Origin of the sequence: Burkholderia sp. PAMC 26561, assembly GCF_001557535.2 — a bacterium.
Lineage (GTDB): Bacteria > Pseudomonadota > Gammaproteobacteria > Burkholderiales > Burkholderiaceae > Caballeronia.
This window is the reverse complement of the sequence record NZ_CP014315.1, coordinates 455,383-482,365: the sequence shown is the minus strand read 5'-3', so window position 1 is coordinate 482,365 and position 26,983 is coordinate 455,383. Positions and strand designations below refer to the sequence as shown.

The window sequence follows — 26,983 nt, the reverse complement described above, 5'->3', positions numbered from 1 at the left end:
TTAATCTTACTGTGGATTGCTTGCCAACTCCTTGATGCCGTCGTCCAGCATCGCTTTAAATTCGTTTAAATCAAAGTGCCAAGCGCCGTTATTGGCAGCCGGATAAATTTCAATTTCGTAACCATGACCAGGTTCCTTCGATATTTCCGCAACCTGCCGATTCTCGTACAAGATTTCAAAGACCACACTTTCACGATCAGGCGGGCTCGTCACTATTGCTTCCAGCTTGCTCATTTTGCTTTTGGCTCCAAGAGGGTACCCAATCGCCGCTGATGTGCCCTTGCGCATTCGTCAGGTTGCTTGCGGTGACGCTGCTGGCCTGCGCGGCACTGATCGTGCCGCTGGAATTATCGAGCACAATCGCCGATACCGCCGCCGCGCCCGTCACCGATCCAATCGTGCCGCCCTGATTGCCGATATTCGATGCATGCACCGCAATGTCCTGCTGCGCGACAAGCTGGCCGCCGGCGTTCTGCACGTTCGCGGTATCGATATTGAGCGAGCCTTGCGAGGACACCACGCCGCTACGGTTATCGAGTGCGCCCACCGTCAGGTTCAACGGTGCCTGACTCGCAATCGAGCCGTGCTGATTGGTAAGCGTCCCGCCAACGCGCACATCGAGCGAGGGCGCGTCCAGCGTTGCGTTGGTGTGCAGCACGTCGCCTGCAACGGCGAGCGTGGCAACCTTGCCCGCGTGAATCGAGCCGTTCGACAGATCACCGTTCGCGGCTTGCACCAGTGCGTTCTGCCCACCCTGAATCGTGCCGCTGTTCTGCAATACACCCGACGCAATGACGCTCACGCTCCCTGCCGCGTTCACGGTGCCATCGGTCGCGATACCGCCCGCCAACGTGCCGCTATTCGCCACGCTTTGGCCCGTGCCGCCAAGATTCGTTCTGGCCGTGACGGTTCCCACATTTGTGAGCGCCTGGGTCGCGATGAGCGCGACATTGCCATCGCTTGCTACCGTCCCCGCGTTAGTAATCGACGTGGCACTGACCTGCGCATTGTTCGCAGCGAGCAACGCACCCTTGGGCGTAATCGTGACGTCACCGTTGCTCGCCACCTGGATATCGCCGGTGAGCGAATTAAGCGTGCCGCCGAGGTTCACACCCACGCCCAGTTCGGTGCCCACCAGCCGCACCGCGTTGTTGACGTACATGCTGCCGAGCGCCGACACATCGATAGCGACCACCGGCCGTGCACCGGTTCCAGGAATCGGTGTGGCACCGCCATCGGTGTAGTTCACCTGATTCGCGCCTGCCGTTGCGTTCAGTTGCTGCGCCCAGATCTGGCCATTGATCTCCATTGCACGCGCTATCAGATCAGTTTGACTGGCACCACGCGTGTCGAGCCCCTGACCGTCAATCGTGATTGCGCCTTGCATGACATTGAGGCGGCTCAACGCGCCATTGGCGTCCAGCACAGGCACGCCCGTGGTGAGCGTCACGCGCGGCGCGGCAATGAAACCGCAGCCATTGCAATAAATCCCCGCCGGATTGGCGATGACGACATTGGCCGCGCGGCCTGCGACTTCGGTCATGCCAAGCAGTTGCGAGCGATTGCCGCTGGTGACTTCGTTCAGGATGGTCCGCGCGCTCTGGTTGCCCATGAACGGATTGCCCTGCACCCAGCCTGCGGTTTGCGTCTGGCTGTTCTGGCCGCTGTTGTTTAAAACCAGACCCTTTTGTCCAACGTTGTAATCCGTGTACTTGTTATGGCTCGTGCCGGCCGCATTCGGGGCCACGATGTTGACCACTGGAACGCCGTTTCCAGCCACGCTCACCACCGGATGCGCACCGCTTGCGTTGCGATCGGGTGTGACGGGCAGCGCGGCCTGCGCGTGCGCTACATCGACCAGAAGCGGTTGCAGACCGAACAGGCAGAGCGCGGCGAAGGTGGACTTGCGAGTGGCGAACCACGGCGTGTCAGACGATTCATGCGCACTGGCCGGAGCACTCCGATCACCCGCCGCTTCGGCTTTGCCCTGTGCGCTCACGAACTCGGCAACCGCCATCATCATGCCGTGCAGACCACTGAACACTAACCGGAAACGACCCTGATTCATGCTTCTCCCTCTTGTTGTTGCTATTGTTTTTATGCGTGCTAGAACAGCGTGCTCGCCTGGAACATCAGCGCCGGGCCGCCCGGAAAACCGCGAGGCTTGACCACTGGCCAGCCGAGCGTGACCTCGAAATCGATCGCGGCATAAAGGCTCGCGGGAACATGGCCACGCACGCCCAGCGCGGCGCCCATCAAGGTTTGCCCCAGCAGATACTGCACATTGGGGCCGCTCACCCGTCCCGCATCGAATGCGACGAACGGCATCTGTCCAGCGAAACTCAGCCCGAGTTCGTTGCGCCAGACCCAACCGCTTTCGGCGGCAAGCGTCGTCTGACCGTCGAAGCCGCGCACCGTGTACGGGGAGCCGATGGTCAGGTCATCGTTCGGAATCAGGGGCGTATAAGCGTGCTGCCAGTTGAACTGGCCGCTGTATCGCAGCGTCTGGTTCGCAACGGTGAACGGAATCGTGGCCTGCGCATTGCCGCTCAGAATCTTTGTCTTGCCGTTCCAGTCGGGTTCGCCGATTACCGTGCCAGGCAGCTTGGTCATGCCCAGGAGCGTTTGCCGCCAGGCGATGCCACCACTCACCACCGCGGGTCCAAAATATTGCTGATGCGCAAGCGTCGTCTCCAAGCCAATCAGATCGCGCGCCTGGTAATCGATTGGCTGGGCATCGAGATACGCGTGATTAAAGCGGTGATAGAACTTGACCTGGGCACTGGTGCGCGCCGATGCGCTGCGATATGGCACGTAGCCCATCCCGGCATTGACCTCGGCGCTGTCACCGCGATATTGCTGCGGCTCCATGTATCCGGCCACGGTTTGCAGATAACGCGACGTGCTCGCGTTCACAAAGAACGACGCGTAGCCCATAGGGACGTTCCAGTTGACGGACCCCGAGCGCGAGGCTTTCTGGTGATCAGTAAAGTCGGCGTTGGTGCTGCCCGAGAGCGTGAGCTGATCGTATAAGTGCAGCGGCGAGTCGAATGTGAACGTGCCGTTCAGATTGAAGCGTCCGGTCGAATCGATGCCGTAGTTGTCGGCGCCTATGGTCGCGTGCCAGCGCTTGCTCACAAGCGGATCGGCGGCGGGTTTGATGAGTAGTACCGATTCCCCCAAGGTGTGGCCTGGCTGGATATCGAAGGCGGTGACGGCCTGTCCGCTCAAGCGGCGAATCGATTCGAGCGCCTGATCGACATCGCGCTGGTTGTAGATTGCGCCTGGATAGGTGGGAAGCACCATGCGCGACCAGCCAATCTCGCGGCCAACTTTGGAAGCGGCGGCACCAGGCTGTTCGGCCGCCCCTTTGGTGGAAGGCGCCGCCGGCGACTGTTCATAATCTTCCGCTGTGGCAACGCGTACCGCGCTCACGCGCCCGGCAATCACTTCCATGTTCAGCACACCCGACGCCAGGTTCTGCTCAGGGATCAACACCCGCGAGGTAATAAAGCCGCGCGCGATCAGCGCATTGCTTGCCGCTTCGCCAATGATGCGAACCGCTTGCTTGCCGATGCAGGCACCGATTACTGGCTGCAACAGTGCATCGAGCCAACCAAAAGGGTTGTGCAGCAGGTGGAGTTCGCGCACCGCAAAGCACGGCGTTTCTTGTGGCAACGAAGCGAGATCAATTACCGGTAAAACAGGCGCCTCAGTCTGCACGCTCGGCCGTTCGCTCGCCCGTTCCTCGGTTTGCTGACGCTGTTCGTCCTGACGGCGTTGGGCGTCGATACCTGGTGCATTGATCTGCGCGACTTGAGCCGCGCTATATCCCGTTGCACTCAGAAAAGCCAGTCCTGCAGCGAGGGCAAACAACGTGCGGCGAGTCGCGCGAACTGGAATCATGGATTCAATGGTCGGAATTATTCCCGGCACAAGGCAACGTCCCTGAGCCCGTTGGGTAGGAATGGAAACACTTTCAAATGGGGCGCAATATTAAGGTGTGGACTCCAGAATAACGGCTCAGTAATTTCCTAAAGTTCGTAGAGTGATTGCTCCGGTTGATTTAGACGTCAAATTAGAGTACGTGACTCCGCCCGTTCGTACCAAGCAAGTCGCCTACGCCAACGCGCTTCCCAAGCCTGAAAGCGGATCGACCTTTCTTTCATCGCCGAAAACCAGGGGCTCTCGGGCTGTAACGATCTTCGTTGAGCTTTGAGGATGCAGGTCGCAATGCTGCGGAGCTCAACTTCACAGCGATTGCCACGCGCTTTGATTTTTCGTGCCGATGGAATAAACGTGCGATCTCAGCGTTCTATGAGTACCGGCAGTACCGGCAATAACTCGCCGATATTGAAAACGGATCGACGATTCGCTGCTGACGTGCGCAGCGCATCCCGCCGCCGTCGAAGCGTTATATCGATTTTCACAACCAAAAACCATAGGAAAGAAATCGCCATGCCGAGCGAAGAAGACCTTAATTCACATCACTGGCTGACGTTCGGCGCCGCGCCGCTTAGCCTTCTTGCGCAACGATCACTGATCTTCCGGCAATTGGGTGCATCGAACCTCGGAGGCCCTTGTATCGTGGCAGGCGGTCGCCATCTTGATGCTGTTGGGACGAACGGTGCCACCAACCTCGACGTGGCGCTTGAATACGAGTCTGGCACCGCGGTCTCCGCTCTGACGACGACACCTGGTGGCGACGGCACGACGTACTGGTATCCCTACGTTGAGACGGGCGTCGGCGAATGTGACGTCAGCTATGACGTGCCGTTGAATACCACGGCGCTGACGGCCGGCATGAATGGATGTTCCCTGCGAATCTACGTCAATCCGGCTAAGGGGCTCATCAAGTTCTGTCACGACAACAACGGACTGTATGCCGACGATGCAGCCTACGCGGCCAAAGGTTTTCAGCACCTGCAAAGCATCAATGCCGATGATCGCATGCGCGGCCTCCCGGCTCAAAACGTCAACGACTACTGGGAAGCTGCGATTCGCGGACCCGCATCGGGCATCTATTTTATTTGCATGAAGACCGCGGCCATGCAGTGGACGATCTATCAGTCCGTGGCGATCGGTGGTCGTCGCGAAGAAAGAATCCCGGGTGTGTTTCGCGCATCGACACGGGTCGTTCATCCATTCACGGGCAGGCAGAGTTACAACAAGGTCGTCGTGGTAGTGGATATCCCGCCGCTGACAGGCGCCAGGCGGTCGAGTGCGGCCACGACCGACGATCTGCCGGTCTAGCGCTTCTCAGAGATTTTACTTTGCATCCCTTATCGATGGCGATTCGATCGATCTTTGCGCAAACATCGTCCTGTAATACTCGCGCCCCTGCTCCAGATGCACGCCAAACCCGAACCCGCGCATCAGCATATCGTTCATATCAGCGCGGGTGATCTTCATCACGTAGCTGTGTTCCGTCGTCACCAGCTTGCAGCTTCCGTGCGTCTCCGATGAATCGAACCACTTCCCCGGATCGGCATGTCCTGCCGGGTATGTGTGGCCATCGCGTTCGACTTGCCATCGGCCATCGAGCAGGATCCAGTTCGCATCATCGCTTACCGCCGGCCCACACTCCGCCACGACCGTCCCTGCATACGCTTCCCATTCCTTCGAATGGTCGATGGTCCAGCGCAACTGCTCATGGGTCAGCGCCGTGAAAAACGGCGTCTTCCTGAGCAAATACAAATACGTCGTCGATGCCTTCATGGCCGTGTTACCTCCCTCATTCGCGTGGCCCTGCTGACCGCATGCAGCGGCGGTCAGCAAAAGAAGGCCAAGCCATGCGCCACGGGTAAAACGCCCGGTTTTAGTCACGTGTTCGAGTCCTCACGGTCGCTTCGCGGAGATCGCAAATGGCGACGCACGCTTCAATGTGCCATTCAAACGCTCAGGCAAGACCACCGTTGCCGCGCAGCACCTGTCCGTTGACCCAGCCCGAATCCTTGCCCGCAAGGAACGAGACAATCGATGCAATATCTTCCGGTTGCCCCAGGCGTTGCAGCGGCGGCATCTTGGCGAAGGTCTGGATCTGCTCTTCGGTTTTTCCATCGAGGAAAAGCGAGGTCGCAATCGGACCCGGCGCGACCGCGTTCACGCGGATATCGCGGCCGCGCAATTCCTTCGCGAACACATGCGTAAAGGCTTCGACAGCGGCTTTCGTCGCGTTGTAAATGGCGTAGCCGGGCATGTTCAGCGCAAGCGTGGTGCTCGAGAAATTCACGATCCGGCCACCGTCGTTCATCCGCTTCGCCGCTTCCCGCAGGGTGTTGAACGTGCCGCGCACATTGATGCCGAAGGTCTGGTCGTAGAGCGCATCGGAGGTTTCGGCAAGCGGCAAGGTCTTCAGTACACCGGCGTTGTTCACCAGCACATCGATCTTGCCGAGCTGCTGTTCGGCGGCATCGAACATGGCGCGGACATCATCTGCCTTCGATACATCCGCCTTGATCGCGATGGCCTTCGTACCCTTCGCCGTCAGTTCCGCTGCGAGCGCATCGGCTTCTTTCGAGCTCAATGCGTAGTTGATGGCGACGGCAAACCCGTCATCGGCGAGACGCCGCGCCACTTCAGCACCGATACCTCGCGATGCGCCCGTGACAATGGCTACCTGGCTGTTCTTGATTGCATTCATGATTCGCTCCTTTCGTTGAGTTGCAAATGGGCAGTGCGTGATTGAAGTATCGATCATCGATGCAGATTGATAATCACCTCATATTTGGTAATATCGTTCCATTTACTTTAACAATAGAGTGTGTGAGCCATGGACCGGTTCCAGGAAATGCAGGTGTTCATTCGCATCGCGGAGCGCAGCAGCTTTACCCAGGCCGCCGATGACCTGCAGATACCGCGCGCCACGGTGACGAACCTCCTCAAGCGCATGGAAGAACGGCTCGGCACGCGCCTGCTGGAGCGCACCACGCGTACGGTGCGCCTCACGCACGACGGCGAGGCGTTTTACCGGCGCTGCGTACGCCTGATCGCCGATATGGAGGAAGCCGAGGGCTCGTTTCGCAACGTCGCGCCGAAGGGTCTGCTGCGTGTGAACGTGCAGGGAACCCTCGCGAAGAATTTTGTGGTGCCCGCGCTGCCGGGGTTTATCGCGATGTATCCGGATATCGAATTGCAGATCGGCGAGGACGACCGGCTGGTCGATCTGGTGCGCGAGGGGATCGATTGCGTGCTGCGGGCAGGCACGCTGCAGGATTCATCGATGGTCGGACGCCGCGTCGCGCTGATGGAACAAGTGACGGTCGCAAGTCCCGCGTATCTCGCGCAGTTCGGCGAGCCGCTGACGCTCGAAAGTCTGAGCGCACATCGGGCGGTAAATTATGTATCAAGCGGATCGGGACGCGTGTTCCCGCTGGAATTTACCGTCGATGACCGCGTGGTCGAAATGCAGTTGCCGGCGGTTTTATCGGTGACCGGGGCGGATTTGTATACGGGCGCCGCAGTGGCTGGACTCGGGATGGTCCAGGTGCCGCGGTATCGGGTCAAGGAGGAACTGTCGGAAGGAAAGCTCAAGATCGTGCTCGATGCGTTTGCGCCGCCGCCCATGCCGGTAAGCGTGCTTTATCCGCAAAACCGGCAGTTGTCGTCGAGGGTGAGGGTTTTTGCGCAATGGCTGAGGGATATCTTTGAAGCGGCTTTTTAAGCCGTTTTAATCCGCCAATCCGTGCCCTCAAACGGGGTATATTTGATCCGCGAGTTGCGGGTAAAACGAACGGCGTGGCGATTCCCTGGAGACATACCATGGCAAACTGGACACCGGATCCGAGCTTCTATCCTTCCCCACGCATGGCGATGAAGGCGCCGCCCGAGACCTTTGCTTACGTCGCCAGCTTCGACCCGACACGGCAGGTGCCGGATGCCATCGCGATCATCGATCTGGACCCCGCATCCCCGACATATTCGCAATTGCTCAATAACGTCAGCATGCCCAACACGGGCGACGAGTTGCATCATTTCGGCTGGAACGCGTGCAGTTCGTGCCTGTGTCCCAATGCGCCGCATCCGCATGCAGAACGCCGCTATCTTGTCGTGCCGGGTCTGCGGTCATCAAGAATCCATATCCTCGATACCAAGGCGGACCCGCGCAATCCGAAGATCGTGCGCGTGCTCGAGCCCGCGGAAGTTGCTGAGAAAGCCGGTTATACGAGGCCGCACACCATCCATTGCGGACCTGAAGGCATCTACGTGGCGGCGTTGGGCAACGCGCAAGGCGAAGCGCCTGGCGGCATCTTCCTGATGGATCACGAAACCTTCGACATACGCGGTCAATGGGAAATCGACCGCGGCCCACAACAACTCGCATACGACGCATGGTGGCATCTGGGACACGACACCATGGTCACGAGCGAATGGGGTCTGCCCGCCACGTTCGAGAACGGCCTGGTTCCAGAAATCCTGCTCGGTGGAAAGTACGGCCACAAGCTGCACTTCTGGGACCTGCATACACGCAAGCACAAGCAGGAAATCGATTTCGGCGAAGAGAACCAGCTCGTGTTCGAACTGCGTCCGGCACATGATCCGACCAAGGCTTATGGCTTCGTGAATTCGGTGATCAGCCTGAACGATTTGTCGTCATCGATCTGGACGTGGTATCGCGATGGCGACAAGTGGGCGGTCAAAAAGATCATCGAGATTCCGGCCGAGCCGGCCGATCCCGATCTGCTGCCGCCCATGCTCAAGGGCTTTGGTGCGGTGCCGCCGCTCGTGACGGATATCGACTTGTCGATGGACGATCGTTTTTTCTACGTCGCATGTTGGGGTACGGGCGATCTGCGTCAGTACGATGTCTCCGATCCGTTCGCGCCCAAGCTCACGGGAACAGTACGCATTGGCGGGATCGTGTCGCGCGAATCGCATCCGAAAGCGGATGGGCGCAAGCTGAACGGTGGTCCGCAAATGGTTGAAGTCAGCCGCGATGGACGCCGCGTGTATTTCACCAACTCGCTGTACGGCGTGATCGATGACCAGTTTTATCCCGAAGGCCTGAAGGGCTGGATGGTGAAGCTCGATGCCGCGCCCGATGGCGGTATTGAATTCGATCCGCGTTTTCTGGTGGAGTGGCCCTCGACGCACCGGCCGCATCAGGTGAGGCTGGAAGGCGGCGATTGTTCGTCAGACTCGTACTGTTATCCATGAGCGCCTGAACGTGGCATGGGAGTGGTTTGCGATCGCCGGGCTCGGGTTGTTTCATGGCATCAATCCGGCCATGGGATGGCTCTTTGCGGTGACACTCGGGTTGCACAGGCGCAGCCGGCGCGCGGTGCTGTGGGCCCTTCCGCCCATGGCGCTCGGGCATGCGTTATCGATCGGCGTGGTGGCCGGTCTCGTGCTCGCCACGGGCTTTGTCTTTGACGGCCACGCAATCCGCATCGCCAGCGGTGCCTTGCTGATTGCGTGGGCCGCCTATCACGTCAAGTACGGCCACCGGCACCGCGTGCGGGTTGGCATGACCACGGGGTTCGTCGGGCTCGTCGTATGGTCGTTCCTGATGGCGACCGCACACGGCGCAGGACTGATGCTCATCCCTGTCCTGATTCCGCTATGCAGCGCGATGCCGGTTCATTCATCCGGCCCATTGATCGTTTCCATTGCAGCGGTCAGCTTGCATACGTTGACCACATTGTTCGTGACCGGTGCCATCGCGCTGCTGGTTTATGACTGGCTCGGCGTAGGCGTGCTCAGACGCGGCTGGATCAATTTCGACAGGCTCTGGACTGCCGGGCTCGTGGGCACGGGCGTATTGTTGATCGCGACCGCCTGACGCGTCAGTGCTCAGCCAGTGGGTTATATTGGCTCTTGCTTTTGAAGAACCAAAGTTCACGGAGTACCAATAATGATCATCGAAGAAAACAACCAGCTCATGCTAAGGCCGCTCGAGCGCACCGACCTGCACTTCGTACACGGCCTGAATAACAACGCGAAGATCATGCGTTACTGGTTCGAAGAACCGTACGAAACTTTCTCCGAACTCTCGCAGCTTTACGACCGTCACGTGCACGACCTGCGCGAACGCCGCTTTGTTGCCGTCGATAAATCCGGCGAACCCATCGGCCTCGCGGAACTGATCGAACTCGACTATATCCACCGCCGTGGCGAGTTTCAGATCATCATCGCGCCAAGTGCGCAAGGCCAGGGATATGCAACGAGCGCAACGCTGCTTGCAACGGACTATGCGTTCTCCGTGCTCAACATGCGCAAGCTTTATCTGATCGTGGATGTGTCGAATACGGCCGCGATTCACGTCTACGAAAAATGCGGATTCAAGCGGGAAGCAGAGCTGATTGAAGAGTTCTTTAGCAACGGCAGATATCACAACGCCTACCGCATGTGCATTTTTCAGCACGAATTTCTCAAGCAGGCACAGGCCGGTACACGCGCCGCGAGATAGCCATTCGCGGTGGTTTGACGCACCACCGCGAAGAATCCGTGCACCGCAGATGTGAATATTAAGTATCCGCTCAAGTAACGGATCATCGAGGCCGATAAACCGCGTACAGGCGTGGCATTATTCGCGCGAGTTGCATCGCCCTTGATCCGATACGGCTGCACACCATGAAGCGGAACCTGTTCTTCCGGATGCTGGCCCGCCTGCGAGTCGGCCGAAAACTCCTGCTCATCTACCTGCTCGACCTGAGCGCGGTGGTGTTCATCAGCGGCATCCTGATTCACGAGAAGTACATCGCCATCGATTTCTCCGACAAGGAAATCGTCGGCAACGCCTATCTCCAAACCGTGCGCGATGCGCTGATCGACGTCACGCTGATCGGCGCCGGCAAACACATGACGTCGGCCCGGCTCCGACAGGACGCCGAACGCCTTGCGATTGCCGAGCAGCTTTACGGCGCGAACATGGAAAGCGCTGCACTTAACGACCATGTGCGCGACACGCTGAAGCTGCTGGCGCAGGAAACGCAACCCGATGCCGCCTCGGTCACGGATGCACTCACCGCCTGCCGCGAACTCATCACGCGCGTGGGTAACCAGTCGAACCTGATCCTCGATCCGGACCTCGACAGCTATTACGCAATGTCCCTGTCCGTGCTGCGTTACCCCGCGCTGCTCGAATCCATCAACGGCATTGGCGCGCAATTGCGCGATACGCCTGTCACGCCGTCGAAAGCCGAGCAGATGCGCACGCATTACCTCGTGCTCGAAGGGCAGCTCGACGCCGTACTGCAAGGGTTCAGATCCGATTTCGCCGAAGCCACCGCCGCCAATCACAGCCTGACGGTGGCGCTCACGCCTTCGGTCAGCAAGATGCTGGAGGCGATCGAAACCTATCGCCAAGTCGCGCGGGCCACCGTCGATCTCGGCGCGGCTGCCGACCCGGCGCTCCTCACGTCCGCCGATGAGGCACAACAGGCCGTGGTGGGGCTCGCGCGGGATTCATGGCGCAACACAGCTAGCGAGCTAACCAGCCTGCTGCGAGCCCGCGTGAGCGGCCTGTTCTCGCGCATGTGGCTGCATCTCGGCACGGCGCTTTTCCTGCTGTGCGGCATCCTCGTGATGGTATTTTTCGTGGCGCAACAAATCTCGCGGCCGTTGCGCCAACTTGCACGCGTCATGGATACCGTCAGACGCACCGGCGATCATTCGTTGCGCGCAAGCTGGCCCAGCCAGGATGAAATCGGGCAGCTCGTGATCGGCTTCAACGAAATGCTCGAACAACTCGATCACGAGCGCGACGTTCAAAAGGAACTTGCCGCGACCGCGCGTGCTTCGGAAGCGCAGCACGCGCTGGTGGAAGCCACACCGGTGCCCATGGTCGTCACGGCGATTCCCGGCCATGAGATCCTCCACGCCAACAAGCCCGCCCTCTTCTGGCTGAACCACAGTGTTGCCGACCCATGGGCGCGCGGCCTGGACTCCGCAGTACGGGCACGCTTTTTCCAGCAGCTATCGGATCGTGGCGCTGTCGACCAGTTCGAAGTCCGCTGGCGTGCAACGGATGAACCCACGTGGGCCATGCTGTCCGCGCGGCGTCTCGTCTTTCAGGGACAGGACGCGGTGCTCACGGCGTTCACGCCCATCGACCAGATCAAGCTCATGGAGCAGCGCCTGGAACTGTGGGCGAAGGTATTCGAGGCATCGTCGGAGGCCATTCTCATACTCGACAGCGAATACTGTCTGCTTACCGCAAACCCCTCGTTTTATCGCGCGACGGGTTACGGCGCCGACGATGTATTGCGTAAGCAGCCCGAATTCATTTCGATTGGACTGCCCGGCAGCAACGAGGGAGCGAGCGTCGCCGCCGCGGTGGGACGCGCGAGCAACTGGCATGGCGAAGCGCAGGTCCGGCGCCCGCATGGCGGCGAATATCCGGCGTGGCTGATCGTGAGCGCGGTGCGCGACAAACGCGGCAACGTCTCGCATTACATCTGCACGCTGATCGATGTCACCGAGCGCAAACGCAGCGAAGCACGGATCCAGTTTCTCGCGGAGCATGACGTGCTCACCGAGCTTCCAAACCGCGCACTTTTCTCCAAGCGGCTCGACAACGAATTGCACAAGTCAGAACGCAGCGGCGGTTGCGCGGCGGTGCTGTTCATCGATTTGGACCGCTTCAAGAACATCAATGATTCGCTCGGCCATCATGTTGGCGACGGTTTGCTGCGCTCCGTATCGCGCCGCCTGCTGGCCGCAGTTCGCTCGGGCGATACGGTCAGCCGTCTTGGCGGGGACGAATTTACCGTTGCGCTCAGCGGGGTGTGCAACGCTGCGGAAGCGGCGCAGATCATCGATGAAAGGCTCATTCCGCTGTTACGCGAACCGCATCAGATCGGCGGACTTACGCTGCAGGTATCGAGCAGCATAGGCGTGGCGATGTACCCCGCCGACGGCCAGGACATCAGCACGCTGATGCAGAACGCCGATGCCGCCATGTACCAGGCCAAGGCAGACGGTCGCAACCTCGTGCGGTTCTTTTCGCCCGACATGGCGGAGCGCACGCGGATGCGTTTATCGCTCGAAACGTGCCTGCGCTCGGCGATCGAGCGCAACGAATTACGGCTCGCGTACCAGCCGTGCCTGGATGCGCAAACCGGCGCACTCGCGGGCGTCGAAGGTCTGCTCCGGTGGACCAATCCCGAGCTTGGACCGGTCGGACCCGCGCAGTTCATTCACATCGCCGAAGAGACAGGCCTGATCATCTCCATTGGCGCGTGGGTGATCGACGAAGCATGCCGCCAGATTGCGCAATGGCGCGACGAAGACTCCATGACCGTGAAGGTATCGATCAACCTCTCCGCCATCCAGCTACGCGATACAAATATTGTCGAGACCTTGCGCAATGCACTCGCGGCTCATGAGGTAGACCCTGCCTTGCTCGAACTCGAAATCACGGAAACGGTGCTGATGGATAGCGCGGAGAACTACCTCGATGCCATTACCGGACTTCGTGCGCTCGGCGTGAAACTCTCGCTCGATGACTTCGGCACGGGCTATTCGAGCCTGAGTTACCTCAATCGTTTCCCACTCGACCGCATCAAGATCGATCGCGCGTTCGTGCATGACATGCTCGATGCACCCGGCGATCTCGCCGTGATCAAATCGATCATCGGACTCGGACATGAGCTTGGATTGAAGGTCGTGGCCGAAGGTGTGGAGACCGAGCGCGAGGCGCGGATTCTGCGCGATATCGGTTGCGACGAACTGCAAGGGTTTCTGTTTGCGCGCCCCATGGAACCCTCGCTGCTTTGGACATGGGCCGACGAACAAGCACTTGTTTGAACGTCGTCACACACGCTTGAAAGCGTTATGAAGCGCTTGCGAAATCGAATCCTACCCGTTGCAGGAGGCGTTGATTTCGCGGCGACACATTAATGAACGCGAGCTGCTTGCCGACCTTCTCGTAGCGCCGGTTCAACGCTTCAAGCGCGGCTATTGCCGAGTGATCGGCAAGATGCAAATGACCGCAATCGATGACGATCCGGCCTGGATCTTTCAGCGGATCGAACAGTTCGTGAAAGCGCGTTGTCGAAGCAAAGAACAACGTGCCGCGCGGGATGTAGGTCTTGTCGCCGGACGTGCTGGCGGTGACATCGGCATGAATGTCACGGGCGTGCTGCCACGCGAAGTTCACCGCGGCGATCACGATCCCGCACAACACCGCAATGGCCAGGTCCGTGAATACCGTAATGACGGTGACCGCAATGATCACGACCGCGTCGCTGCGCGGCACCTTTCCCAGGACACGCAACGATCCCCATGCGAAGGTCTGCTGCGCCACGACGAGCATCACTCCTGCCAGAGCCGCGAGCGGAATGCGCTCGATCAACGGCGACAGGAACAGGATGAACAGCAGGATCATGACGCCGCTGACCACGCCAGAAAGACGTGTACGGCCGCCTGAACTGAGGTTGATCATGGTCTGGCCGATCATTGCGCATCCACCCATTCCGCCGAAGAGACCCGACACCACGTTCGCCGCGCCAAGCGCGAGACATTCGCGGTTGGGCTGACCTTGCGTACTGGTGATTTCATCGGTGAGATTCAGCGTAAGCAGGGTTTCCAGCAAGCCGACAATCGCCATCAGCACCGCATACGGCAACACGATGCCCAACGTTTCGAGCGTCATGGGCACGGCGGGAAACTGGAACACGGGCAAGCTGCCTGCAACATGGGCCATGTCGCCTAGCGTACGCGTGGGAACGTGCAAAAGCTGGCAAAGCACGCCGATACCGACAATCGCAGCCAGTGCCGGCGGTATCGCTTTCGTCAGCCGCGGCAGCAAATAGACAATTCCAATCGTCAACGCGACGAGGCCGCACATGACATACAGCTCGGTCCCTTGCAGCCATTGCACCCCTTCGGTGGTCACATGCTTGAAGTGCTCGAGCTGCGCCATGGCAATGATGATCGCCAGCCCATTCACAAACCCCAGCATGACCGGATGCGGAACCATGCGGATCAGCTTGCCGAGTTTGAGCAAGCCGAACGTTGCCATGATCAGGCCGCTCAGCACGACCGTGGCTAACAGATACTGCGCGCCGTGCTGAACAACCAGCGCAACGATGACCACGGCCATGGAGCCCGCCGCACCGGAGATCATGCCGGGCCGTCCGCCGAACAGCGCTGTGATCGTGCAGATCATAAAAGCACCGTACAGACCCATCAATGGGTTCACTTGTGCCACGAGCGCAAAGGCGATGCATTCAGGAACGAGCGCGAATGACGACGTAAGGCCTGCGAGGACGTTGCTTTTTATATCGTGGACGAAGCGGCTTTGCCGCTGCAGAGAAGAGCCGGTTTTCATGTGGTGCGTGGATTGTGCTTGAAGCAATACGGGATCAGCGCCGGCAGATGGTGTGTGCGTTTTGACTACCGGGAGCCGTGATGACGTGTGGACAATGCCTGCGCAACTACATGGGTCTGATCAAGGGGTGACGATGTGAAGAAGATGAGGACACAACAAGCAAGGCCAAATTTTACAACACTTGAGGCAAACGCTTAAAAACGGCCTCGAGCATTGCCTTTAAAAAACATGCGCCCTGGATCGTTTTACGCGGTATGCGAAAACGAAAACGGAGACGCCATGCCCAATCGCTATCCCATCATCTACATTCGCGGCTACGCAATGACGGTATCGGAGCGAAACGATACAGCTGCGGACCCGTTCTGCGGTTTCAACGTAGGGTCCACGCTGTATAGGGCTACGGGTGCTTCGGACAGGCAGCCCGCGAAGTTCGTGTTCGAGTCGCCGCTTGTCCGGCTTGCATCGGAATATCAGTACCAGCATGTGTATCAGGATGGATACGACATCATGGACCCGGACTGGTCGCCACCACGAGATGACAATGGCAACTCGATTCCCGGAATACCCGCTTCATCGATCATCATCTACCGGTACTACGACGACGGCTCGGCACTTCTCGGCGACGGTAAATCCAGAAAGGTCGAAGTCTATGCGCAAGGCCTGAACGACCTGTTGAAGCGCGTCAAGGAACTCGTTTTGCAGCATCAGCCGGCCGACGGCAGCCCGCCGATGACCGACAAGGACTTCAAGTATTACCTCGTGGCGCATTCCATGGGAGGTCTTGTAGCGCGTGCGTTTCTTCACAACACGAGCGAAGACTTCAGACCGATGCGCGAAGCTGCCGACAAGTTCTTTACCTTCGCCACGCCCCACAATGGAATCGATGTGCTCGGCATCAACGTGCCGTCATGGCTCACCGCGGAACAGACCAACACGTTCAACCGTAGCGAGATGACCACGTACCTGAACCTCCAGCAGATCTCGCCGCAATTCAATGGCCGTGTCGATCTGATTCCACAAAGCGCGATGCCATCGGACCGGATCTTTTGCATGGTCGGAACGAATCGCGGCGATTACGAAGTGCTGCAAGGTGTTGTTCGCGCGTTCGTAGGCAACGGCAGCGACGGACTGGTGCGCGTGGACAACGCGTCGCTCTGGGGCGTCGATGACAACATGGCAACCCGGCAAGTCGCCACCAACTACGCGTTCCGGTCGCATTCGGGCTACTTCGGCATCGTCAATTCGGAAGAGGCGTACCAGAACCTCGTGAGGTTCTTGTTCGGCGATGTACGCGTAGACATCTGGGCTGACATAGACAGCGTTACCTTGCCTGATGAACTGGTTCCGCAGGCATCGAGTGTCACGGCGCTTTACCAGTTCGAGATGTGCGCCGCCCCAAAAGGGAAGCGCTGGTTCCTCACGCGCCGAAAGTCCGTGGAGGATTCACCCGCTGTTCGATCCCACCAGCAATTGACCGGCGCCGACGCCAACGCAAGAAAGATCTATCTGGGCAGCGTGTTTCTTTCCAAGAAGTCGCGCGTCGACCGAAGTTCGTCCACACTTTCGTACGCAATGATTTTCGCGGCCAAGGTTCCTGACTATGAAATCGAAAAGCGCTTCTGGCCTGACGGACATTTTGAAGGCGCCGACCTGTTCCAGGGCAATGCGATCGTGCGAGTCACACCGCCGCCGGACAACGCGGCGGCAAGTCCATGGACAGTGGAATACGGATGGGCGAACGGCACGACGCAGATAACTGCCATCGACTTCACGAAGGGCGTCCCACCGGATGTGATCATTCCCTTCGACAGCGCCAGTACGCCAGGAATCAAGGGCGCGCTGCGCATGGTGGTGCGGCCGTGGTGATGACGTATAAAAGGGCAGCGTTCGCTGCCCTTCTTCTTTCACAAATAGCGCTTGTTAATAAGCGTTCGAGTGTCGAAACCCCTTGAACACCGTTGCAGCAATGATCTTCATGTCGAGCCCGAATGACCAGTTGCCGAGGTAATACAGGTCATGCGCAACGCGCCCTTCCATCTTCTCGATCCGATCGGTCTCGCCGCGAAAGCCGTTGACCTGCGCCCAGCCGGTGATGCCCGGCTTGATCCGGTATCGATGGATATAGCCCGACACGACCTTCTGGTACAGGTCGTCATGTTCCAGCGCATGTGGGCGTGGGCCGACCACCGACATTTCGCCGCGCAGCACATTGATGAACTGCGGCAACTCGTCGAGGCTCGTGCGTCGAAGGAACGCACCTACCCGGGTGATGCGCGGATCGCCACGCGTGGCCTGCTCCACAACACCTGCTTTCTGCACATGCTGACGCATGGAGCGGAACTTGTAGATGTTGAAGACCTGACCATCGGCGCCCTTGCGGCGTTGCTTGAAGAACACAGGGCCTCGCGAACTGAGCTTCACGGCAATCGCGCACGCAATCATGATCGGCGACACAGCGAGCAAGGCACCGGCTGCGAAGATGCGGTCGAAGACCTCTTTCTGCATCAGCGCATTCGGCGGCAGCGGCGATGCAGCAAGGTTGATCGTCGGCACGCCCAGCAGGCTCGTCACGCTGCCTTCGAATAGCGAAAGCGTGCGTACGTCCGGCATGAAACGGATGTTGATGAGGTCGTCGCGGAACTCATCGACCAGTTTCAGGATCGTGCGTTCTTCCGTCAGCGGCAACGCGAGCCAGACTTCAGCCACGTTCTGCGTGCGTACATAACTGGCGAACGCCGCATGGTCGTCGAACACCGGCACGCGGGTGTTCATTTTCGTGCCGGCCTGCACGTTGAATGCGGCCGTTGCACGAAAGCCCGCGGCAGGTGCTGTATCGATCTTGCGAACGATTGCATCGCAGTGATCGCCAATGCCTGCAATAGCGACCTGCGACAAGTTCAGCCCTGCATTGCGTACGCGCCCGAGCACCGTATGCGTCACCATGCGTCCCGCGATCATCGCGGCGCCCGAAATGCCGGTCCAGTACACGAACCAGAGGCGCGACACGAAGTCGATGCGATGCAGCGAAAACATCAACGCCATGGCGCAAGCCTGCACGATGAGCCAGCTCAGCGCGACTTGTCCGGCAAGCGCGCCTTTCGAGCGCCCCCGCCATGATTCGTACACGCCGAATGCCGGAAACACGGCAAGCGAAAACGCCGCGGCAAAGGCCACGAATGCCAGATAGAAACTCCGTTGCGATACATCGTCGAAACGAATCTGTGAAGCGATGAGCGCGCCGCCCACGATCATCGAAACGTCGAACAGCCTCGCTAGTAGCTTGCTTATTCCGCGCATGTTCTTCTCCCCGAACGATTGGCTACCTGCTTAGCTGCGGCCGTACTTGTCGTCGAACCTGACGATGTCGTCTTCGCCGAGGTACGTGCCCGACTGCACCTCGATGATCTCGAGCGGCACGCGGCCCGGATTTTCCAGCCGATGCTTCACGCCGAGCGGGATATAGACCGATTCGTTTTCGCTGAGAAGAATTTCTTCTTCGCCGCGCGTGACGAGCGCCGTTCCGGTGACCACGACCCAATGTTCCGCGCGATGGTGATGCATCTGCAGCGACAGGCGAGCGCCCGGATTCACCACGATGCGTTTGACCTGGAAACGCGGACCGTTGTCGATGGAATCGTAGAAGCCCCACGGACGGCGCACTTTTCTGTGCATGTCCGCTTCGGGCGACTTCGACAGCTTGATACGCGACACGAGGCCCTTGATGTCCTGCACGCGTGACCGGTCGGCCACGAGTACGGCGTCATCCGTCTCGACCACGATGATGTTGTTCGTGCCCACGCATGCAACCAGCCTGCCGCCTTCCGAACGCGCATAGCTCGCGGTCGCGCCTTCGAACAGCACACGGCCGCTTCCCACGTTGCCGTCTTCGTCCTTCTCCAGTGCATCGCATACGGCGTCCCACGAGCCGAGATCGGACCAGCCTGCTTCGAGCGGCACGACCACGCCCTTGAACGGCGAACCGGGCTTGCCGAGGTGTTCCATCACCGCATAGTCGATGGAGTCGGACGGCGACGTTGCGAAAGCCGCTGCGTTCGGGCGGAAGTATTCATCGGTGCGCGTGGCCTCCTTGAACGACGCCACGCATGCTGCGTGCATGTCCGGCTGAAGCTGTTCGAGCGCTGCAAGCCATACCGATGCGCGCACGATAAAGATGCCGCTGTTCCACCAGTAGTTGCCCGACGCAACATATTGGGCCGCGAGTTCGGCAGCGGGCTTTTCGACAAAGCGTTCGATCATGTGCGCGCCGTGATCGAGCGAATCGCCAAGACGGATGTAGCCGAAGCCGGTGTCGGGACGTGTCGGCGGAATGCCGAGCGTGGCGATCTCGCCGGCTTGCGCATGACGTGCTGCGATATCGATCGCGCCGTGAAGCGCAGCAAGGTCGGCAATGGCGTGATCCGCCGGCATTGCAACGAGGATTGCATCGTTGCCGTCGGCGCAAGCGGTCAATGCTGCAAGCGTGAGTGCCGGGGCGGTATCGCGGCGGGCAGGCTCAACGACAATACGCGCCGTCACGCCGCTCGCACGCACTTGCTCGCCGGTTGCAAAGCGATGATCCTCACCGCAGACAATGACCGGGTCGGCAGCCACTTCCCAGCCTGCCGGAAAGCCTTTCATGCGCATCACGGTAGCCTGCAGCAAGGATTCGTTGCCGATCACGCCGATCAGTTGCTTGGGAAAATGTTCACGCGAGACGGGCCACAAACGCGTGCCGGAACCGCCCGCAAGGATCACTTGTACGAGGCGGCTGCAATCTGCTGCGCCTTCCACAACTGTTGCACCTGCGGCATCTTCCGTACCCAACTTAAGCTTGTCCATTTTCAAATTCCTTGTACTTGAGCCCGTTGCCGGGCGTTTCTCTGCGCGCTCAATATTTCTGCGCGATGAAAACGCGTAAATAATTTGCCCTGCAATGTGTCGTGGATTCCATCGCGCGGACAATTCCCGTCCCGCATTGGAAAATGCGAATCAGCAGGTCATGCGTCTCCTGGCTTGATCGGCTTGGATCGTGCCGTTGTTGTCGGCTGAGCGCGCTCGCTTGATTACGTCAACGAGTGCCGTACGTGCGCGAATCGGCGTGCTGGCAATCGCAACTGCGCCGGATGCGCCTGAAACTTTTTTTGGCAGCGCGGCTTGATCATCCAATGCCACGCTTAAGGTCTAAAGAATGAACCGGAGGTTCCTTCAAACATCCTGAGTCGACTTAGGTCCTGCATCTGAGGTACGGATACACAGCAGCAAGCAACTGGCCTGAACAGCCCAAAGATGTTGTGCGACAAAGCTCTGCAGCGAAGAAGAAAACCCGGAACAACTGAATTTGCGAAGTAAGGTAGCGTTGAACGTGAAGCTTGCAAGGACCAGAAAGCAGTGATCCTCTCGCATCGGCTAGCCTGAGATAACGCATGACGTTCCTGAGCCAGCCAGGTTTCGAAAACGCGTGATCAATGACCGAATCATATGCAGAGTAAATTGCATTAGGGTTTTCCTGGCGTAAAGGGTTGAGGTTTTGGCGCGGGCCTGTGTGTCATCCTCGCGACCTTGGCCAAGGGAATTACTGGAGGGCTGCCGCAATACGTCAGCATTGCTGATAATGTGACAGTGTGTAAATAAAATACGCTCTGATTTACCTGCGTGAACCGCTATTAAGAAAACTGTATTTAAAGGCCTTACAGGTGAATACGCTTTCAAATCAACAACGTGATTACTGCAAGCATTTTGCACGATAAGCAGACGCACTCGCGTACACATTGCTAGCGTGGCCTTCCTTCAATCATCAGGTCGTTGTTCTACGCCAAAACATCTGTCTTAGACGCCGCGCTCTGCATAAGAGTTGAACGTTCCTGCATTGTGGGTCTCGAACAGGTTCCGCTAAGACCCCACATTTAAATTGGCCGGTCCCACGGGTCACCCGGGACCGGTAAAATCCCGCGTGACTGCACGACGCATGCGTTGTGTGCTCTTCATTTTAGTGGACCACCTTGACCTGACCTGCAGTACCGTACTGGCCGCATCTTGCCGGTCGTCAAAAGAACGGCCGTGCGCCGTCTCAACATAAGGACCCGCAATGGCTTACATAACGCTGCTGGCGTTATTTCTTACCGTCACCAATCTCGTGCCTCTCAGCGCGGTTGGCTTGCTGCCAATCTTCTTGTGCGGCTGGCGCTTCTTCGGCAGAAACTATCCGCGGTTCATCACTCCGCTTGTCGCGTTCGCTGCGCTTGCTGTGATCTCGACCTTGCTGTACGACCCGATCTCTCTCGTGACCTTCGAGTTTTACAGGCGCGATGGCAACTTCTTCATCTCCTATGCACCGATCCTTGCAGGCTGCCTCTACATTCATCGATGGGATCTAAACAAGGTCTTGCGCACGTTCTACACGTTTGCCATTGTGCTGAACGTCCCTTTGTATCTGTACTACATCACGCAAAGCGGCTTGCTGGGCATCTTCACCAATCCGGACCTGAGCTTCGGCAGCTACTTCATTGCCCGTAACGCAGCGGGCGGCTTCCTCGCCATGCTGTTCTGCCTCGGTCTCGCCTGTTATCTGCAGCAACGCAGCAAGCTGCTTCTTGGGATGCTCGGATTCAACTTGCTGATGCTCTTCTCAACCTATAGCCGGGGTTCGTTGCTGGGCGCAATGGCAGTCCTGCCTTACCTGTTCCTTGGCCGCAAGCGCTGGTGCCTGGCTACGCTCATCGTCGTACTTCTCGCCGGTTCGATTGCGATGGCAATCCACAACACCGATCCCACGGTCAACTACATGGGCTACACCTTCACCATCGCGAACTCCGATGCGAAGGTCGCCAACCTCAATATCCGCTATGAATGGCTGTGGCCGCGCGCTCTCGCTTACTTCGAGCAGAGCCCGATCATCGGATTGGGTTTTGGTTCGTTCGATGACCAGATCCATACTGTCACCTCGTACTTCGGACTGGTCGGCATTCCCTCAGGGATCACCGTCGAACATAGCGATTCACATGCTCACAACTCGTATCTGAACTTCCTCGCGGAAACTGGCATAGTCGGACTGACGCTCATGCTCGCGTTCTACTGGAGGCTTATCCAGTGGGCCAAGGACGGCGCAGCGATTTCGGCCATCGCCGAGAAAGGTGTGAATTTCACTGCGTACAGATTCGTCGAGTTGTCGGCGATCTGCCTGCTCGTGATGGCGGCGACGGAGCACCGGCTGGTGTCGCCGTCGAACGTGCTGATTCTTTCGCTCGTGGTGTCGTTGTTACTGGCATGGCGTCCGCCGGCCCGCTATTCAATGTAAGCGACGGGCCGTCCCGGAAAGAGGCGGCCCATCAATACAAGGACATTTCATTCATATGTGGCCAGTGTTCACCAAGATTGGCGATGCAGCCATGACGTTACCCGCAGCGTTCATCTGCACCGTCTGGATCGCGAGATCGGATGTACGGCTGGCATTTCGCTGGGTGCTGGCGCTCGCGCTTGGCATGGCGCTCGTTGGCGTGACGAAGATCCTTTACGCCGGCTGGGACATCTCGTTTCCCGCATTTGATTTCCGCGTGATCAGCGGACACGCCATGTTGTCGACTTCCGTGTGGACCGTGGCGTTCACGCTGCTACTAAGGAGCTGGCGCCAGCCGCCTTACATCGGCGTAGTTGCCGGACTTTTGCTGGGTGCATTGACGGGACTCGCACGCGTGCATGACCATTCGCATTCGTTATCGGAAGTGGCGATTGGATGGGCTCTGGGTGTGCTGGTTGCGGCGGCAGTCTTGCGAAGCGCCTGGCGCGTGGCAACCGAGCGTTTTAGTCCCGTCGGCGTCACAGCAGCTCTGTTGTTTGTTTCGGTGCTGACCTACGGACACACCGCGCCGTTCGAACGGCTGATCGATGCTCACTCCGCCGGCCTTCATAATCGTTTTGCGGCGAATATCGCGCGATTCTTCTAGTCGGGTGACGCCTTTGTCCGGCGTCACCCGCAGCGTCATCTGCACATCTCAGCCGTAATCCACCAGCGAATGTTCTTCGGCCGGCTTGACGTCCTTCACCGGATAGAGGAACGGCACATCCGGGCGTGCGCGCGGCAGCTTTGCATCGATGAAGTCCACGAGCTTTGCCTTGAAGTTTTCCGCCGAAAAACGTTCGGCGTTTCTCCTGCACTGCCGCGGATCGAACAGGCTTGCGTTGGCTTCGAATTGAGTGACGGCGTCCAGTAGCGACTCCGTCGTCTGCTCACGGAAGAACACGCCGGTTGGCCGTTCACGCGGAAGTCCGATCACCGATTCAAGCGCTCCGCCCTTGCCATACGCAATGACAGGCGTCCCGCAAGCCTGCGCTTCCACAATCGAAATGCCGAAATCTTCTTCCGCGGCAAAGACAAACGCACGTGCGCGGCGCAAATGGTCGAGCAGAACTTCGAACGACTGATAGCCCAGGATGGTGACATTGTCCCCGGCAACCGCGCGGATACGTTTCATCTCGGGACCATCGCCAATCACAACGAGTTTGCGCTCCGGCGTCTGCGAAAACGCTTTTACGATCAGGTCGATGCGCTTGTACGGAACCATGCGCGACGCCGTCACATAGAAATCATCCTTCTCCGTGCACAAGGTCATGCCCTTGAAATCGACCGGCGGATAAAGCACCGTTGCATCGCGCTGATACGCCTTCTTGATGCGCCTTGCGATGAATTGCGAGTTCGCCAGGAGGTGGTCCACGCCGTTGGCCGAGCGCGCATCCCAACTGCGAATGTAGTGCAACAGAAGTCGCGCCATCACCGACTTCAAACCATTTGCCAAGCCTGATTCGCGTAGATATTGATGCTGCAGATCCCACGCGTAGCGAATCGGCGAATGCACATAGCTGACATGCATCTGATCAGGGCCTGTCAGAACCCCTTTGGCAACCGCGTGCGAACTCGAGATGACGAGATCGTAGCCGGACAAATCGAGTTGTTCGATGGCAAGCGGCATGAGCGGCAAATATCCGCGATACCGCTTCTTCGCAAACGGCAGCTTCTGGATAAACGATGTGTTGACCGACTTCCCTCTAAGGCATGCGCGATCTTCCAGGAAGTCGACGAGCGCGAACACATCGGCTTGCGGATAGCATTCAATGATGTGCTGGAGCACTTTTTCAGCGCCACCCGACACCACCAGCCAGTCGTGAACAATAGCAACTTTCACTTCTACCTCCTGTACGTTTAAGGCCGAAAGCGCCCTTGGATGCGCCGCTGTTTCTGGGTCATGCAAAGCGTGACCAAGACCGGCGCCTGGCGGAGCCTCACGCCGGGCTGAAACGCAAGACGCCCGGTGCTGGATTCGAAAATGTGGTTCATTCCTTGCCGCTGACTGGCGTGCGCGGACCGAAGGCAGTACGGAACATCGCAAGGGCCCGAGCCGAGCCGGGCAACAACCCCGTCATGTCGGAACGAACCATCAGGCCCATCAGCATGACGGAAAGCGTGGCTTCACCAATCACGCGCGCAAACGCCATACCGATCGCGCCATAACGCGGTGCGAGGTAAAGCGCGGCCGCAAGATTGGCGACGCCGGATGCGAGTCCTGCGATTGCAAGCAAGCGATCCTTCTTGCGCGGCACGAATACATAGAACGCGACGAACTGATTGAAGGCAGCGAACGGGAACATGACGGCAAGGCATTGCAGCACATGGGCGCTTGGCGCGAATGCGGCGCCGAGAATCAGCGGCAGGATGAAAGGCGACAGCGTCAGCGCGCCACACATTGCAAGCAAGCCGTACCCCATCAGCAAGGTCGCACCGCGACGGCTGGTGACACGCGCACCCTCGTTATCGTTTTGTGCGAGCTGGCGCGAAATGGTCGGGATGAAAACTTGCGCTGCGGGACCCATCAGGCTCAGGCCGATCGTGGCAAAGCGTTCAGCCGCACCGAAATATCCGACCTGAGGCGGCGTGGACAGCAGCGTGAGCAGATACGTCGATGACGCCGTCAGCACCGCCGAACCCGTCGAATAGCAGAACAACATGGTCGAGCCGCGGATGAGCGGGACGATACCGTCAAGCTTGAACCGCGGGAATCCAATATGCGCAAACGTCAGGCCATATGAAATCGCGGCAGAGATCGCGCCGGCAATCAGCAAGCTTGCGACAACCCAGACTGAGTCGGCGGGACCTCGTACTATCGACAAGATCAGGACCAGGCTGAGCGCAAAGCCGACTACCTCAAGAATGATCGGCGTGCGAAAGCGCTGGCGTCCTTGAAACAACCAGCCAAGGTTCAATGCAGACACAATGCCAAGCGCGGTTGCGAGCAGGCCCATCGCGGGGCGTGCAGCCAGCGACGGCGAACAAAGCGTGGCGACGACGCCAACGGCAATGCCTATCGCGCAAGTAAAAACCCGCGCACTCGAATGCAGCGAGAAGACCGCGTTGTGATGACTTGCCTCGTGTGACTTGGCGACGTCGCGCATGCCAACAAACGTGAACCCGTAGCTCGACAGCATCCAGATCACATTCATGAGCGACATTGCGGCAAGCACGCGGCCGTATTCCGTTACGCCAAGCACACGTCCATAGAACGGAATGACGACGATGAGGTACAAATACCTCATCACGTATCCGCCATAAACGAACACCAGGATCTTGGCGTTTTCTTTCTTGTCCATTCCGCTTCCTCTTAAGCTACGTGGTGCACAGGTTGAATCAGCGTGCAGCCACGCGACGGCGGGCCAACGGGTTCGCGATGTAGCGAACCGCGTAGTCCGACAACGGCGCATACGGCAATAGGCACAAGCTCGACAGCACGAGCGTGCCTACTTTCTTCTTAACGCCCCAAAAGGGGTTCGCCACAATCGAATGCAGGTAGCCATGCGATTCGCGCGTCATCCAGTGCCAGCGTGCAGCCAGCGGCGCGTTATAAACACCCGAACAAAAATGCGCTTTCTCGTGCGAGAAGTCGTGGAATGAAGCCGGCAATTCCACGTTCAGACGCGAGCGCGCAATTTGTTTGAGCGTCGCCCAACGCATGTTCAGCGCCTTGGGCGCCTTGGTCAGGCTTTCCGAATTCGCGAACGACACGCTGGGAGCGCTCGCGTTATGTACGCGGTAAGCGCCCAACGATTTGGAAATGGTCGCAACAGGGCCGAGCAGCGCCACGCCATAGATTGCATAGAAGTCGGCGCCGTAGCGGTTGACGCTGGATTGCGGCACCGGAAAAATTTCGCGCAGCGCACTGACGCGATATGCGTTGCCCGACGCAGGCGGCGACGGATACAGCCAGCCGCGTCTAAGCAAGCTGCCGCAGTCCGCCGGCGGCTCCGAATGTGGTACGTGCGTACCCGTCAACTCGCCTTCCGAACCGATCACGTCCAGCCGGAATTGCACCTTCGTGTAATCGCCTGCGTTAAAGGCGCGCATGACTTCCGACACGGCCGTGGGGTAAAGCAGGTCATCGGAATCGAGCAGGATGGCGTAGTCGGTTTCGATGATCTCGACCGCGGTGTTGTAAGCGGAGACCTGTCCACCGTTCTCCTTGAACACCGACTTGATGCGCGATCCATAACTCGCGATGATCGAGCGCGACCCATCGGTCGAGCCGTCGTCGATGACCACCACGCGCGTTGCCGGATAGTCCTGGCCCAGCGCCGAATCGATCGCTTGCGTAATGAAGCGCTCATAGTTGTAATTGCAGATGACGATGGTCACGTCTTTCATAATGCCTCTGTACGGGCTATTGATTC

The 26,983-nt window shown here is 58.8% G+C and carries 20 protein-coding genes; 9 read left to right on the top strand and 11 right to left on the bottom strand.

Features of this window, described 5'->3' with window-relative positions:
- Nucleotides 1-6: 6 nt before the first annotated feature.
- Genes AXG89_RS36840 through AXG89_RS36830 form a run of 3 tightly spaced genes read right to left on the bottom strand, consistent with a single transcriptional unit; the run spans nucleotide 7 to nucleotide 3,906 of the window.
- Complete coding sequence (locus tag AXG89_RS36840; RefSeq protein WP_075360111.1) at nucleotides 7-234, bottom strand: hypothetical protein; 228 nt, start codon at nucleotides 232-234, stop codon at nucleotides 7-9.
- The gene (locus AXG89_RS36835) at nucleotides 197-2,068 is read right to left on the bottom strand and encodes a filamentous hemagglutinin N-terminal domain-containing protein (protein WP_119024788.1); all 1,872 of its coding nucleotides are present in this window, start codon (nucleotides 2,066-2,068) and stop codon (nucleotides 197-199) included. Before AXG89_RS36835 ends, AXG89_RS36840 begins: the two co-directional genes overlap by 38 nt.
- A gap of 38 nt (nucleotides 2,069-2,106) precedes the next feature.
- Nucleotides 2,107-3,906: a ShlB/FhaC/HecB family hemolysin secretion/activation protein gene (locus AXG89_RS36830; protein WP_075360109.1), complete on the bottom strand. Its 1,800-nt coding sequence runs from the start codon at nucleotides 3,904-3,906 to the stop codon at nucleotides 2,107-2,109.
- Nucleotides 3,907-4,221: 315 nt separating this feature from the next.
- Here AXG89_RS36830 and AXG89_RS36825 point away from each other — a divergent pair, with 315 nt between their 5' ends.
- Complete coding sequence (locus AXG89_RS36825; RefSeq protein WP_144029462.1) at nucleotides 4,222-5,253, top strand: hypothetical protein; 1,032 nt, start codon at nucleotides 4,222-4,224, stop codon at nucleotides 5,251-5,253.
- Between the two features lie 15 nt (nucleotides 5,254-5,268).
- Here AXG89_RS36825 and AXG89_RS36820 read toward each other — a convergent pair whose 3' ends face one another.
- Nucleotides 5,269-5,826: a hypothetical protein gene (locus AXG89_RS36820; RefSeq protein WP_075360107.1), complete on the bottom strand. Its 558-nt coding sequence runs from the start codon at nucleotides 5,824-5,826 to the stop codon at nucleotides 5,269-5,271.
- A gap of 73 nt (nucleotides 5,827-5,899) precedes the next feature.
- Nucleotides 5,900-6,643: an SDR family oxidoreductase gene (locus AXG89_RS36815; protein WP_075360106.1), complete on the bottom strand. Its 744-nt coding sequence runs from the start codon at nucleotides 6,641-6,643 to the stop codon at nucleotides 5,900-5,902.
- A gap of 129 nt (nucleotides 6,644-6,772) precedes the next feature.
- Between AXG89_RS36815 and AXG89_RS36810 the strand changes: the two genes are divergently transcribed.
- The 5 genes from AXG89_RS36810 to AXG89_RS36790 all read left to right on the top strand — a co-directional run bounded on the left by AXG89_RS36810 (nucleotide 6,773) and on the right by AXG89_RS36790 (nucleotide 13,749).
- Nucleotides 6,773-7,663: a LysR family transcriptional regulator gene (locus AXG89_RS36810; protein ID WP_062001171.1), complete on the top strand. Its 891-nt coding sequence runs from the start codon at nucleotides 6,773-6,775 to the stop codon at nucleotides 7,661-7,663.
- A gap of 98 nt (nucleotides 7,664-7,761) precedes the next feature.
- Nucleotides 7,762-9,156 carry a selenium-binding family protein gene (locus AXG89_RS36805; protein WP_075360105.1) on the top strand — a complete coding sequence of 465 codons (1,395 nt, stop codon included), beginning with the start codon at nucleotides 7,762-7,764 and terminating at the stop codon, nucleotides 9,154-9,156.
- 70 nt (nucleotides 9,157-9,226) lie between these two features.
- Entirely contained in the window at nucleotides 9,227-9,781 is a 555-nt protein-coding gene (locus tag AXG89_RS36800) for a hypothetical protein (protein WP_075360346.1), read from the top strand.
- A 72-nt stretch (nucleotides 9,782-9,853) separates the two neighbouring features.
- Nucleotides 9,854-10,408, top strand: a complete 555-nt coding sequence (gene speG, locus AXG89_RS36795) for a spermidine N1-acetyltransferase (protein ID WP_119024786.1) — start codon at nucleotides 9,854-9,856, stop codon at nucleotides 10,406-10,408.
- A 164-nt stretch (nucleotides 10,409-10,572) separates the two neighbouring features.
- Entirely contained in the window at nucleotides 10,573-13,749 is a 3,177-nt protein-coding gene (locus tag AXG89_RS36790; protein WP_075360103.1) for an EAL domain-containing protein, read from the top strand.
- A gap of 25 nt (nucleotides 13,750-13,774) precedes the next feature.
- Here AXG89_RS36790 and AXG89_RS36785 read toward each other — a convergent pair whose 3' ends face one another.
- Nucleotides 13,775-15,274, bottom strand: a complete 1,500-nt coding sequence (locus AXG89_RS36785) for a SulP family inorganic anion transporter (RefSeq protein ID WP_075360102.1) — start codon at nucleotides 15,272-15,274, stop codon at nucleotides 13,775-13,777.
- A gap of 279 nt (nucleotides 15,275-15,553) precedes the next feature.
- On the opposite strand from AXG89_RS36785, the gene AXG89_RS36780 reads away from it, so the two are divergent.
- A complete protein-coding gene (locus AXG89_RS36780; protein WP_075360345.1) occupies nucleotides 15,554-17,140 on the top strand; it encodes an esterase/lipase family protein in 1,587 nt (528 codons plus the stop codon).
- A gap of 54 nt (nucleotides 17,141-17,194) precedes the next feature.
- On the opposite strand, the gene AXG89_RS36775 is transcribed toward AXG89_RS36780, so the two are convergent.
- Entirely contained in the window at nucleotides 17,195-18,571 is a 1,377-nt protein-coding gene (locus AXG89_RS36775) for an undecaprenyl-phosphate glucose phosphotransferase (RefSeq protein WP_062001177.1), read from the bottom strand.
- Nucleotides 18,572-18,601: 30 nt separating this feature from the next.
- Nucleotides 18,602-20,113: a mannose-1-phosphate guanylyltransferase/mannose-6-phosphate isomerase gene (locus AXG89_RS36770; RefSeq protein WP_075360101.1), complete on the bottom strand. Its 1,512-nt coding sequence runs from the start codon at nucleotides 20,111-20,113 to the stop codon at nucleotides 18,602-18,604.
- Nucleotides 20,114-21,359: 1,246 nt separating this feature from the next.
- Here AXG89_RS36770 and AXG89_RS36760 point away from each other — a divergent pair.
- Nucleotides 21,360-22,568: an O-antigen ligase family protein gene (locus AXG89_RS36760; protein WP_075360099.1), complete on the top strand. Its 1,209-nt coding sequence runs from the start codon at nucleotides 21,360-21,362 to the stop codon at nucleotides 22,566-22,568.
- 55 nt (nucleotides 22,569-22,623) lie between these two features.
- Nucleotides 22,624-23,214 carry a phosphatase PAP2 family protein gene (locus AXG89_RS36755; protein ID WP_062001181.1) on the top strand — a complete coding sequence of 197 codons (591 nt, stop codon included), beginning with the start codon at nucleotides 22,624-22,626 and terminating at the stop codon, nucleotides 23,212-23,214.
- Nucleotides 23,215-23,262: 48 nt separating this feature from the next.
- Here AXG89_RS36755 and AXG89_RS36750 read toward each other — a convergent pair whose 3' ends face one another.
- From AXG89_RS36750 to AXG89_RS36740, 3 genes are all read right to left on the bottom strand, one after another.
- Nucleotides 23,263-24,450 carry a glycosyltransferase family 4 protein gene (locus tag AXG89_RS36750; protein ID WP_075360098.1) on the bottom strand — a complete coding sequence of 396 codons (1,188 nt, stop codon included), beginning with the start codon at nucleotides 24,448-24,450 and terminating at the stop codon, nucleotides 23,263-23,265.
- Nucleotides 24,451-24,598: 148 nt separating this feature from the next.
- Complete coding sequence (locus AXG89_RS36745) at nucleotides 24,599-25,909, bottom strand: lipopolysaccharide biosynthesis protein (RefSeq protein WP_075360097.1); 1,311 nt, start codon at nucleotides 25,907-25,909, stop codon at nucleotides 24,599-24,601.
- Nucleotides 25,910-25,946: 37 nt separating this feature from the next.
- Nucleotides 25,947-26,957 carry a glycosyltransferase family 2 protein gene (locus AXG89_RS36740; protein WP_062001184.1) on the bottom strand — a complete coding sequence of 337 codons (1,011 nt, stop codon included), beginning with the start codon at nucleotides 26,955-26,957 and terminating at the stop codon, nucleotides 25,947-25,949.
- Between the last annotated feature and the right edge of the window lie 26 nt (nucleotides 26,958-26,983).